General features: G+C 57.6%; 10 protein-coding genes. 4 read left to right on the top strand and 6 right to left on the bottom strand.

From position 1 onward, the window contains the following. Window positions 1–14 precede the first annotated feature (14 nt). Window positions 15–926 carry a helix-turn-helix domain-containing GNAT family N-acetyltransferase gene (locus JKP81_RS10590; RefSeq protein ID WP_234455600.1) on the bottom strand — a complete coding sequence of 304 codons (912 nt, stop codon included), beginning with the start codon at window positions 924–926 and terminating at the stop codon, window positions 15–17. 499 nt (window positions 927–1,425) lie between these two features. On the opposite strand from JKP81_RS10590, the gene rimO reads away from it, so the two are divergent. Beyond that, entirely contained in the window at window positions 1,426–2,751 is a 1,326-nt protein-coding gene (rimO, locus tag JKP81_RS10585; RefSeq protein ID WP_017456054.1) for a 30S ribosomal protein S12 methylthiotransferase RimO, read from the top strand. A gap of 39 nt (window positions 2,752–2,790) precedes the next feature. On the opposite strand, the gene gsiD is transcribed toward rimO, so the two are convergent. The 5 genes from gsiD to iaaA are packed head-to-tail and all read right to left on the bottom strand — an operon-like array spanning window position 2,791 to window position 9,066. Continuing rightward, the gene (gsiD, locus tag JKP81_RS10580; RefSeq protein ID WP_200551689.1) at window positions 2,791–3,702 is read right to left on the bottom strand and encodes a glutathione ABC transporter permease GsiD; all 912 of its coding nucleotides are present in this window, start codon (window positions 3,700–3,702) and stop codon (window positions 2,791–2,793) included. 2 nt (window positions 3,703–3,704) lie between these two features. Continuing rightward, the gene (gene gsiC, locus JKP81_RS10575) at window positions 3,705–4,625 is read right to left on the bottom strand and encodes a glutathione ABC transporter permease GsiC (RefSeq protein WP_200551688.1); all 921 of its coding nucleotides are present in this window, start codon (window positions 4,623–4,625) and stop codon (window positions 3,705–3,707) included. Between the two features lie 45 nt (window positions 4,626–4,670). Further along, complete coding sequence (gsiB, locus tag JKP81_RS10570) at window positions 4,671–6,212, bottom strand: glutathione ABC transporter substrate-binding protein GsiB (RefSeq protein ID WP_200551687.1); 1,542 nt, start codon at window positions 6,210–6,212, stop codon at window positions 4,671–4,673. Between the two features lie 33 nt (window positions 6,213–6,245). After that, the gene (gene gsiA / locus JKP81_RS10565) at window positions 6,246–8,105 is read right to left on the bottom strand and encodes a glutathione ABC transporter ATP-binding protein GsiA (protein WP_200551686.1); all 1,860 of its coding nucleotides are present in this window, start codon (window positions 8,103–8,105) and stop codon (window positions 6,246–6,248) included. A 19-nt stretch (window positions 8,106–8,124) separates the two neighbouring features. After that, on the bottom strand, window positions 8,125–9,066 hold the full coding sequence (iaaA, locus tag JKP81_RS10560; RefSeq protein ID WP_200551685.1) for a beta-aspartyl-peptidase: 942 nt from the start codon (window positions 9,064–9,066) through the stop codon (window positions 8,125–8,127). A 163-nt stretch (window positions 9,067–9,229) separates the two neighbouring features. Here iaaA and moeA point away from each other — a divergent pair, with 163 nt between their 5' ends. The 3 genes from moeA to JKP81_RS10545 all read left to right on the top strand — a co-directional run bounded on the left by moeA (window position 9,230) and on the right by JKP81_RS10545 (window position 12,241). Beyond that, the gene (gene moeA, locus JKP81_RS10555) at window positions 9,230–10,462 is read left to right on the top strand and encodes a molybdopterin molybdotransferase MoeA (protein WP_200551684.1); all 1,233 of its coding nucleotides are present in this window, start codon (window positions 9,230–9,232) and stop codon (window positions 10,460–10,462) included. Window positions 10,463–10,464: 2 nt separating this feature from the next. Next, window positions 10,465–11,217, top strand: a complete 753-nt coding sequence (moeB, locus tag JKP81_RS10550) for a molybdopterin-synthase adenylyltransferase MoeB (protein ID WP_200551683.1) — start codon at window positions 10,465–10,467, stop codon at window positions 11,215–11,217. Window positions 11,218–11,341: 124 nt separating this feature from the next. After that, window positions 11,342–12,241 carry a glycyl-radical enzyme activating protein gene (locus JKP81_RS10545; protein ID WP_200551682.1) on the top strand — a complete coding sequence of 300 codons (900 nt, stop codon included), beginning with the start codon at window positions 11,342–11,344 and terminating at the stop codon, window positions 12,239–12,241. The last annotated feature ends 1 nt before the right edge of the window (window position 12,242 follow it).

Raw genomic sequence — 12,242 nt, 5'->3', positions numbered from 1 at the left:
ATAGCGCAACGGGCTTAACGCTGCACAATTTCCCCGCTGCGGGTAAATTGCTGTTCCAGCATAGCGCGTCCCCACTGTTCGCCCTGCCACTCCTTGCTCAGGGTGAAGCCGAAAGATTCGTAAAGTGCGCGCGCGGCGTTCAGCCCGCTGAATGTCCACAGCTGCACGGCGGAAAACTGTTGTTCATCGCAAAACTGCATCGCTTTGGCAAGCAACTGCCGCCCAATACCGGTGCCACGGCATTCATCGTCAAGAATGAACCAGCGCAGATGCGCCTCGTTATTGCCTAAATCTTCCCCATCAATGGCAAGCGAGCCGACGATTTTGCCCTGATGTACCGCGAGCCAAATATTATTGCGCACGCTCTCAAGACGCCCGGCGAATTCGGCCAGGCCCGCAGCCACTTTGCTTTCAAAAAAATAGCCGAAACCATAATGTTGCGAATAGTAGCTGGCGTGCATTTCGCTGATGCGGCCAATCATTCCCGGCAGGTAACCAGTGACGATTTCCGGTTTCTCACGGGCAGGACGTGGCGCGCCCTGGCGGCAGGCTTCAAGCGCTGTGGCATAGGCCGACAAGCCGCGAGCTACCGCCTCCTGTTCGGCAGAAGTCAGGTGCTGCAGCGCCTCGCGCACCCGCATGGCGGCGTAGCTGTTAATGCGCGCGACGCTCGCTTTACCCTGCGCAGTCAGCTGCAACGTTTTATAACGGGCATCCTCAGCCGAGGGAACGTCCTGCAATTCACCGGCGGCGATAAGCCGGCTCAGCATACGGCTGACGCTTGATTTCTCCAGCCCCAGGATCTGCACCAGTTGCGCTGCTGTCATCGCGCCCTGCTTTTCCACTTCCAGCAGTGTATGTACGGCGGAAGGCGAATAATCCGTCGCCGCAAGCGTACTGTTCATAAAGCCCAGCTCACGCACCATCCGCCTTGATGCGCTACGAATATTGTTGATCAATTGGTCAGCAGCCACGTTGTTACCTCAAAGGGGAGTAGATAGTTGTACAATACAACCATCAACGCAGCAGGCTGTCAACATGGCTTTTCATAGGGTCAAAAGCGCTATGAGCGGACGCGTGACACTACGTGTTACCACACGGTTGCGAGGAGGCTAATCCCGACGCCTGATTTTGCAGGTGCAGGGCACACATAAAGCGTAACACTACAAGCAACAAGGGATTACAGCTAACTTAATGAATAGATTGATATTACTGGAAGCGTGCTCGCAAATCCCGACGCTGTAACAAGAGAGCCGTTGATGGGGTTTCACTCCACATTACCGCGTCAGCTACACCTTTCCCGCCCATAAGCCGAATGTTGCTGTTCAGAATTCCCCGCGCTCCCGCTTAATTACCCTATAAATCCAGGCGAGAGCCCTGTACAATCCCTGCCCTAAGATCCTATAACTGATTACTTTTTGAACTATGAGCAATGTGAACCTGCAGCCGAAAATCGGCTTTGTCTCGCTGGGCTGCCCGAAAAACCTGGTGGATTCCGAACGTATCCTCACCGAGCTGCGCACCGAAGGCTATGACGTGGTGCCAAGCTATGACAACGCCGACATGGTTATCGTCAACACCTGCGGTTTTATCGACAGCGCGGTGCAAGAGTCGCTGGAAGCCATCGGCGAAGCGCTGAATGAAAACGGCAAGGTGATTGTGACCGGCTGCCTGGGCGCAAAAGAGGATCAGATCCGCGAAGTGCACCCGAAAGTGCTGGAGATAACCGGGCCGCACAGCTATGAGCAGGTGCTGGAACATGTTCACCACTATGTGCCGAAACCGAAGCATAACCCGTTCCTGAGCCTGGTGCCGGAACAGGGCGTCAAACTGACGCCGCGCCACTACGCTTACCTGAAAATTTCCGAAGGCTGTAACCACCGCTGCACGTTCTGCATTATCCCGTCGATGCGCGGCGATCTGGTGAGCCGCCCGATTGGCGACGTGTTATCCGAAGCCAAACGTCTGGTCGATGCGGGCGTGAAAGAGCTGCTGGTGATCTCGCAGGACACCTCCGCTTACGGCGTGGATGTAAAACACCGCATGGGCTTTCATAACGGCGAGCCGGTGAAAACCAGCATGGTTGGCCTGTGCGAGCAACTGGCGAAACTCGGTGTCTGGACGCGTCTGCACTACGTTTACCCGTACCCGCACGTTGATGATGTCATTCCGCTGATGGCGGAAGGCAAAATCCTGCCGTATCTGGATATCCCGCTGCAACACGCCAGCCCGCGCATTCTCAAGCTGATGAAGCGCCCCGGCGCGGTCGACAGGCAACTGGCGCGCATTAAGCAGTGGCGTGAAATCTGCCCGGAACTGACCCTGCGTTCCACCTTTATCGTCGGTTTCCCTGGCGAAACCGAAGAAGATTTCCAGATGCTGCTCGATTTCCTTAAAGAAGCGCGTCTGGATCGCGTCGGCTGCTTTAAATACAGCCCGGTAGAAGGCGCAACCGCCAACGAACTGGCGGATCAGGTGCCGGAAGAGGTGAAAGAGGAGCGCTGGAACCGCTTTATGCAACTGCAACAGCAGATCTCCGCTGAGCGCTTGCAGGAAAAAATCGGTCGCGAAATTTTGGTGATCATCGATGAAGTCGACGAAGAAGGCGCGATTGGCCGCAGCATGGCAGACGCCCCGGAAATCGACGGCGCGGTGTACCTGAATGGCGAAACCGGTGTTAAACCGGGCGACATTATCCGCGTGAAGGTGGAAAACGCCGACGAATACGATCTGTGGGGCTCCCGCGTTTAAAACCTTTCTTCCCTCTCCTCATGCAGGAGAGGGAATTTCCTACCCCTTAATTTTCGGATCCAGCGCGTCGCGCAGGCCATCACCCAGCAGGTTAAACGCCAGCACCGTCAGAAAAATCGCCAGCGAAGGGAACAGCGCCACATGCGGCGCAATCACCATATCCGCACGCGCTTCACTGAGCATCGCGCCCCACTCCGGCGTTGGCGGCTGTGCGCCCATACCTAAAAATGAGAGGCTGGCGGCTGAGATAATCGAGGTGCCGATACGCATGGTGAAATAGACCACAATCGATGACACCGTGCCCGGCAGAATATGGTGAAACAGGATCACCGCATCGCTGGCTCCGATGCTGCGCGCGGATTCGATAAAGGTTTGTTGCTTGAGCACCAGCGTGTTGCCGCGCACCAGACGGGCAAACGCCGGCACGGAGAACACCGCCACGGCGATGATCACGTTTGCCATGCCGCTGCCCATTACCGCCACCACCGCAATCGCCAGCAGAATGCCGGGGAACGCAAACAGCACATCACAAATGCGCATAATCAGACGATCCCACCAACCTTCGTAGTAACCCGCCAGCAACCCCAGAACCGTGCCGATGAGCGCGCCACTCAGCACCGCAAAAAGACCGGCGGCAAGCGAAATCTGTGCCCCGACCAGCACACGGCTTAAGATGTCGCGCCCCAGCGAATCAACGCCAAACCAGTGCACCAGAGACGGCCCTTCATTGAGCCGGTCGTAGTCAAAATAGTTCTCCGCATCGAACGGGGCTATCCACGGGGCGACAATCGCCAGCAGGATCAGCAGCAGCACAAAAATCCCGGCGGTCATCGCCAGCGGCTGGCGGCAAAAACGCCGCCAGAATTCATGCCACGGCGTGCGCACATGCCCCGGTTTGACTACGGGCATGGCGTTTAAAACCGCCTGTCGACGCCAGTTTAATAATCGCATCCTTACTTGTACCTGATCGCGGGATTAAGGGCGGCGTAGAGCACATCCACCACCAAGTTGATAAGAATAAACTCCAGTGAGAAGAGCAGCACCTCGGCCTGAATCACCGGGTAGTCGCGCATCTCCACCGAGTCCACCAGCAAACGCCCCAACCCCGGCCAGTTGAAGACTTTCTCCACCACAATGGAGCCGCCGAGCAAAAAGCCAAATTGCAGCCCCATCATGGTGACCACCGGGATCAGCGCGTTGCGCAGACCATGTTTGAGAATAACCCAGCGCTCGCTCACGCCTTTGGCACGCGCGGTGCGCATGTAGTCCTCATTGAGCACTTCCACGAACGAGGCGCGGGTAAAACGCGCCATCACTGCCGCCACTGCCGCACCGAGCGTTAACGACGGCAAAATATAGTGTAGCCAGCTGTCAGCACCGACGGTCGGCAGCCAGCCGAGTTCAACCGAGAAGATCTGCATCAGCAACATGCCGAGCGCAAACGCCGGGAATGACATGCCCGTTACCGCCAGCGCCATCCCCAGATGATCCGGCCAGCGGTTGCGCCACACGGCGGCGGCAATCCCCGCGCCAAGCCCAAACAGCATCGCCCAGCACATGCTGGTAATGGTCAGCAGTAGCGTCGGCATAAAGCGGCTGGCGATTTCATCCACCACCGGGCGGCGCGAGGCCATCGAGATACCAAAATCGCCCTGCAGCACATTGCCGATGTAGTGCCAGAACTGCCGCCACAGCGGCTGATCCAGCCCAAGCTGTTGGCGCACCAGCTCAATGACCTGCGCATCGGCTTCCGGTCCGGCAATCAACCGCGCCGGATCGCCCGGCAGCAAGTGGACAAACAGAAACACCAGCACCGCCACAATCAGTAGCGTCGGGATCAGGCCCAGCAAGCGTTTAATAATATAATTTTGCATTGTGCGTTCCCTCACGCCTCCTTTTGCTCTGCGAGGTGGAGTGAGTTATTTCACCAAATCCGCGTTATCAAAACTGAACCCGGTGTCGGGCATAATGTAGAAACCGGTGAGCTTCTTGTTATGCGCTGAAACCAGCTTTTCCACCACCAGCGGCACCCACGGCGACTCCTGCCAGATGAGATCCTGCGCCTGCTTGTACAACTGCTCTTTCTCCGCAGCATCCGTGGTTTTTAGCGCCTCGGCGAGGTCTTTATCCACTTGCGGGTTGCTGTAAAACGCGGTGTTGAACTGCGTTGGCGGCCAGTTCCACGAGGCGAACAGCGGCGATAGCGCCCAGTCTGCTTCGCCGGTCGAGGCCGACCAGCCGGTGTAGAACATACGCACGCCGCTCTGTTCCTGCCCTTTGGCTTCCACTTCCGCTGCGCGTTGCCCGGCGTCCATCGCCGTCACCTGCACTTTAATGCCCACCTGCGCCAGTTGCTGCTGGGTAAACTGCAACACTTTCTGCGCGGTGCTGTGGTTATGCGACGACCACAAAGTCGTGCTGAATCCCTGCGGATAACCGGCTTCTTTTAGCAGCTCGCGGGCTTTTGCTGGATCGTACGGCCATGGCTGATAGGCCTGTGAATAGGCAATGGTTGGCGGTACAACGCCGGTGGCGGGCGTCGCGAAACCGGCGAACGCCACTTTCACCAGTGCAGGGCGGTTAATGGCGTAGTTGATCGCCTCACGCACTTTCGGGTTATCGAACGGTTTTTGCGTGACATTCATGCTTATGTAACGCTGCATAATCGACGGGCTGGCAACCAGCTCCAGCTTGCTGTTTCTTTTCAGCACTTCCGCCTGCTCGTAGGGAATGGGGAACGCAAACTGCGCTTCGCCGGTTTGCAGCATCGCCGCGCGGGTGTTGTTGTCCACCACTGGCCGCCAGGTAATCGAGTCCAGCTTGGGTAAACCTTGCTGCCAGTACCCGGCGAATCTCTTCACTTTCACGTAATCGGTCTGGTTCCACGCTTCCAGTTCATACGGGCCGGTGCCTACGGGGTGAAAACCAATGTCGTTGCCATATTTTTGTAGCGCCGCCGGAGAAATCATGGCGGTTGCCGGATGCGCGAGAATATTAATAAACGCGGAAAAAGGCTGCTTCAGGGTAATTTTTACCGTGTAGGCATCCGCCACATCGGTTCTCGCGATATTTTTATACAGGTTATAGCGCTTCAGGCTGTTGCGCGGATTACTGGCACGGTCGAGGTTGGCTTTTACCGCAGCGGCGTCAAAGTCAGTGCCATCCTGGAACTTTACCCCGTGGCGCAAGTTGACGGTATAGACCATGCCGTCAGCAGAAACGCTGTAGCTCTCTGCCAGCACGTTCTCCAGCTGCATATCTTTATCAAGGCCAAACAGCCCTTGATAGAACGATTTCGCCACCGCCTGCGATAGCGTGTCGTTGGCATCATACGGGTCGAGGGTCGTGAAATTGGATCCCACTGCGACAACCACATCTTTCGCCGCAAAGGCCGGGATGGCGGTCAGCGCGAACATCACGCTGGCGAGTCCCCGCCAGTGCCGTGAAATGAATTGTGTCATGTTGCTCTCCTGAAGAACCCTGCCAGTGCTCAGTTAAAAACGGGATTGCGTACTGCCGGGCGTCGAACGGGCGACAAAATGCCCCGGCCCCACGTTCTGCAACTGCACGCGTTGCATTGACTCGCCGCGCTTGCGGATATTGCTGGGCATGTCATCAGACAACAACACACGCTGCGCGTGATGGTGCGCAGGGTCGGCAACCGGCACCGCCGACATTAACTTACGTGTATACGGATGCTGTGGGTTTTCAAACACCGCCTGCCGTGGACCGATCTCAACAATTTGCCCAAGGTACATCACCGCGACGCGGTGGCTGATGCGTTCTACCACCGCCATATCATGCGAGATAAACAGAAATGCAATGCCCATCTCACGCTGCAAATCGAGCAGCAAATTGATGATTTGTGCGCGGATCGAGACATCCAGCGCCGAAACGGATTCGTCCGCCACCACCACGCGCGGGTTGAGCGCCAGCGCCCGGGCGATGCAAATGCGCTGACGCTGCCCGCCGGAAAACTCATGCGGGTAGCGCCAGGCGTGTTCCGGCTTCAGACCGACGCGCTCCAGCAGCCACTCCACGCGCTGCCGCCCCTCTTCTGCCCCTAATAAATTGTGTACCCGCAGCGGTTCAATAATCGAATCGCCAACCGTCTGGCGCGGGTCCAGCGAGGCGTAAGGATCCTGAAAAATAAACTGAATATCGCGACGGATGCGTTTCATCTTGCTATCCGGCAGCGTATCAATGCGCTCACCGTTAAAGGTGATGGAACCGCTCTGGTGCTCCACCAGCCGCAGCAGCGCGCGCCCGGTGGTGGATTTACCGCTGCCGGATTCGCCCACCAGCGACAGCGTTTCGCCCGGCCAGAGATCAAAGCTCACCCCTTCCACAGCGTGCACCTCTTTGGTGACGCGATTAAGAATGCCGCTGCGCAGCGGGAAGCGCGCCACCAGATCGCGCACCTGCAAAATCGGCTCGCCCGGCACCACCGTATCCTGCTCGATTTCCGCTTCCTGATGCGCCGGGTTTTTCGGCGAAATCAGCGGAAAGCGGCGCGGCAACGTGCTGCCGTTCATCGCTCCCAGTTTGGGCACCGCCGCCAGCAGCGCTTTGGTATACGGATGCTGTGGATGATTGAAAATTTGCTCAACGCTGCCGGTTTCCACCGCTTCACCCTGGTTCATCACCAGTACGCGGTCGGCAACATCGGCGACTACGCCCATATCGTGAGTGATGAAAATCACCCCCATCGACATCTCTTTTTGCAGCACGGCGATGAGTTGCAGGATTTGCGCCTGGATCGTGACATCCAGCGCGGTGGTCGGTTCGTCGGCAATCAGCACCGCCGGGCGACAGGAGAGCGCCATCGCAATCATCACGCGCTGGCGCATACCACCAGAAAGCTGATGTGGAAAGCTGGACAACATCTCCTGCGATTCGGGAATGCGCACCAGATCGAGCATGCGCCGTGCCTCAATCATCGCGTCTTCACGGCCCAGTTTCTGGTGCAGGCGTATCGACTCGGCGATCTGCTCGCCCACCGGAAAAACCGGGTTGAGCGAGGTCATCGGCTCCTGAAAAATCATCGCGATATCCGCGCCGCGCACGCTGCGCATTTGCGATGCGCTCAGCCGGGTGAGTTCCACATTCTGCCGGTTACGCCGGGTCAGGCGCATGTGATCGCAGCTCACTTCGCCGCCCGCCTGCTCAATCAGGCGCAGCAACGCGAGCGCGGTAACCGATTTACCAGAGCCGGATTCGCCGACAATCGCCAGCGTTTCGCCGCGTTTGAGGGAAAAGGAGAGATGGCGAACCGCCGGGACGAGTTGCTTGTCATGGCTGAAAGCGACGTTCAGATTACTGACATCCAGCACCACGTTCGCATCGGTTTCCATCCGCTCAACTCCACTCGCATTATTCACGATAAATGCCCACGCTTGGTGCATCGCCCGCGTAACCCCACGCGCGATACATCCCTTCACTGTTGAACGGCAACGCCACATTGCCTTCGCGATCAACCGCAATCAGCCCACCGCTGCCGCCCAGCGCCGGGAGTTTTTCCATCACCACCGCGTCGCTGGCTTCCTGCAAACTCAAACCGCCGTACTCCATGAGCGCGGCGATGTCGTAAGCGGCCAGCGCGCGAATAAATACTTCACCGGTGCCGGTACAAGAAACCGCCACGTTGGCGTTATTGGCATAACAGCCTGCGCCGGGTAATGGGCTGTCGCCCACACGACCCGGTAATTTATTGGTCATACCGCCGGTCGATGTCGCAGCCGCCAGGTTGCCCTGCTTATCCAGCGCCACCGCCCCCACGGTGCCAAATTTTTTACTCTCATCAAGCGGCGCGGAGCCGTGATCCAGCACGGTGTGCCCGGCGTCCCGCGCTTCCATCAGTTGTGCAAAACGTTCCGGGGTGGAAAACAGGCTCGGCGATACCGCTTCCATGCCGTGGGAAAAAGCAAACTTTTCCGCCCCCTCGCCAATCATGAAGACATGCGGGCTGTGCTCCATCACCAGACGCGCCGCCAGCACCGGATTGCGCAAGCGGCTGACACCCGCCACCGCACCCGCTTGTAATGTGTTGCCGTCCATCACGCAGGCATCCAGCTCATGGGTTTCATCGCGAGTAAACACTGCGCCGATACCGGCGTTAAATAATGGGCACTCCTCCAGCAGCCGCACCGCTTCCGTTACCACATCCAGTGCGCTAACGCCCGATTCCAGCATGCGCTGCCCGGTTTCGATAATGGACGAAAGTACGTGTACGTAACGTTGCTCTTTTTCCGGGCTCATCTGCGCACGACCGATAGCACCCGCACCGCCGTGTATTGCGATTACCGCTTTAACCATTTGTGCCGCCTGGATTTCTCTGCGCCTGGAGGGATTTCTGAATATAGAAAGTCGTTACAACGATGTAAAGCGATGTCATTACAACGGGGTAGGCGTAAGGCATGTTGAGGCCTTCTCTTTTCTGCCATAATGGCCGCTTCATCGCGTTGACTGGATATTAACTATGGAATCATCAAACGGCCTGATCTCGCTCGATACGGCCCTGTCACAGATGCTGTCACGCATTTCACCGCTGACTGAAAGCGAAACCCTGCCGCTGGTGGCCTGCTTTGGTCGCGTGGTGGCGCAAGATATTATCTCTCCGCTGAACGTACCGGGTTTTGATAACTCGGCGATGGACGGCTACGCCGTGCGGCTGGCGGAGGTACAAAGTGGTAACGCCCTGCCGGTGGCGGGTAAAGCGTTTGCCGGACAGCCCTTCGACGGCGAATGGCCTGCAGGCACGTGCATACGCATTATGACCGGCGCGCCGATCCCCGCCGGATGCGACGCGGTAGTAATGCAGGAACAAACAGAACAGACCGATAGTGGTATTCGTTTTACCGCCGAAGTGCGGGCTAATCAGAATATCCGCCGCGCGGGTGAAGATATTCGACAAGGCGCCAGCGTTTTTACGGCGGGCACAAAACTGACCGCCGCCGAGCTGCCGGTTATTGTCTCACTGGGCATTGCCGATGTCAGTGTGCTGCGCAAAGTGCGCGTGGCGCTGTTTTCCACCGGCGACGAACTGCAGCTGCCGGGCCAGCCGCTGGCTGACGGGCAAATCTACGATACCAACCGCTTGTCCGTTCACCTGATGCTGAGCCAGCTCGGTTATGAGGTGATTAACCTTGGCATCGTGCCGGATGACCCGCAGAAACTGCGCGACACCTTTATTGCTGCCGACAGTCAGGCCGATGTGGTGCTGAGCTCCGGCGGTGTGTCGGTGGGTGAAGCCGATTACACCAAAACCATTCTTGATGAACTGGGCGAAATCGCGTTCTGGAAACTGGCGATCAAGCCGGGTAAACCATTCGCCTTTGGCAAACTGAAGAACAGCTGGTTCTGCGGCCTGCCGGGTAACCCGGTTTCCGCGACGCTCACCTTTTATCAGCTGGTTCAGCCGCTGCTGGCGAAGCTTGCCGGTAACACCGCCGATACGCAGCCGCTGCGTTTTCGCGCCCGTGCGACGGAGCGCCTGAAAAAGTCGCCGGGACGTCTCGATTTTCAGCGTGGCGTGTTAAGCCGTGGCGACGATGGCACGCTGGAAGTGCGCAGCACCGGTCACCAGGGTTCACATATTTTCAGTTCCTTTAGCCAGGGTAACTGCTTTGTGGTGCTGGAGCGCGAACGTGGCAATGTCGAAGCCGGTGAATGGGTGGATGTCGAGATGTTTAACCATCTCTTCGGAGGCTAAAGATGGCTGAAGAACTCAGCGACGCGGAGATGATGCGCTATAACCGGCAGATTATTCTGCGCGGTTTTGATTTCGACGGCCAGGAGCGGTTAAAAGCCGCTCGCGTACTGGTGGTCGGGCTCGGCGGCCTCGGCTGCGCCGCCGCGCAATATCTGGCGGCGGCAGGCGTCGGGCATATGACGCTGCTCGATTTTGATACGGTGGCGCTCTCTAACCTGCAACGCCAGACGCTGCACAGCGACGCGGATATCGGCGTGGCGAAAGTGGACTCGGCGCGCGAATCGTTACTGCGCGTCAACCCGAATGTGCATTACACCGCCATCAACGCCCTGCTTGATGACACGGCGCTGCTCACACAGATTGCCGCCCATGACATGGTGCTGGATTGCACCGATAACGTCACGATTCGTAACCAGCTCAACGCGGGCTGTTTCCAGCATCGCGTGCCGCTGGTTTCCGGCGCGGCCATTCGCATGGAAGGCCAGATCAGCGTCTTTACCTGGGGCGAAAACGATCCTTGCTATCGCTGCCTGAGCCGCCTGTTTGGCGATAATGCGCTGACCTGTGTCGAAGCGGGTGTCATGGCGCCGCTGGTCGGGGTGATTGGTTCGCTGCAGGCGATGGAAGCCATCAAAGTGCTGGCGCATTACGGTACGCCGGCGGCGGGGAAAATCGTCATGTATGATGCGATGACCTGCCAGTTCCGCGAAATGAAACTGCTGCGCAATCCTGACTGCGACGTCTGCGGACATTAATCTCCCGCCTCTTTTTCCGGATGGCGCAACGTCATCCGGCATCGCGATAAAAGGTCGACTTTCATCACAGTAACCTTCATTCGAAAGTAATTTAATCTCCATATGAAACACATGGAGATAAGTTATGATCTTCAACATCCAGCGTTATTCCACTCATGACGGCCCAGGTATTCGTACCGTTGTGTTCCTGAAAGGCTGCTCGCTAAGTTGCCGCTGGTGCCAGAACCCGGAGAGCCGCAGCCGCACGCGGGATCTACTGTTTGACAACCGTCTATGCCTTGCCGGGTGTGAGTTATGCCAGCATGCCGCGCCAAAGGTGATTGAACGTGCGGTGAACGGTTTGCTTATCCACCGCGAAAAACTTGATGATACGCAGCTTGATGCGCTCACCGGGTGTTGCCCGACGCAGGCGCTGAGTGTCTGCGGTGAAACGCCCGATGTGCGCGATATTATGGCTACCGTTTTGCGCGATAAGCCCTTTTATGACCGCAGCGGCGGTGGCATCACCCTTTCCGGCGGTGAGCCGTTTATGAACCCGCAACTGGCGCAGCAACTGCTCCAGGCCAGCCATCAGCACGGCATTCATACGGCAGTGGAAACCTGCCTGCATGTGCCGTGGCGCTATATCGAACCGTCCCTGCCCTTTGTGGATCTGTTTCTCGCGGATTTAAAACATGTCGATAACGCCGCCTTTCGCCAGTGGACCGGCGGCTCGGCAAAACGCGTGCTGGATAACCTGAAACGGCTGGCGCAGGTGGGGAAAAAACTCACCATCCGCGTGCCGCTGATCCCCGGATTTAATGCCGATAAAGACGCCATACGCGCCATTACTGCCTTCGCTGCCGATGAGCTGAACGTCAGCGACATTCATTTTTTGCCTTACCACACGCTGGGCATGAACAAGTATCACCTGCTCGGCGAACCCTACACCGCCCCAGAGAAGCCGCTGGACGCCCCGCAACTGCTGGCATATGCGCAGGATTGTGCCCAGCGCAAAGGGCTGACGGCGACATTACGAGGATAGA

Source organism: Kosakonia sp. LAM2021, assembly GCF_016620385.1.
In the GTDB taxonomy this organism is placed as follows: Bacteria; Pseudomonadota; Gammaproteobacteria; order Enterobacterales; family Enterobacteriaceae; genus Kosakonia; species Kosakonia sacchari.
The sequence above is the reverse complement of the archived record's forward strand: the minus strand, read 5'-3'. Positions and strand labels throughout refer to the sequence as shown.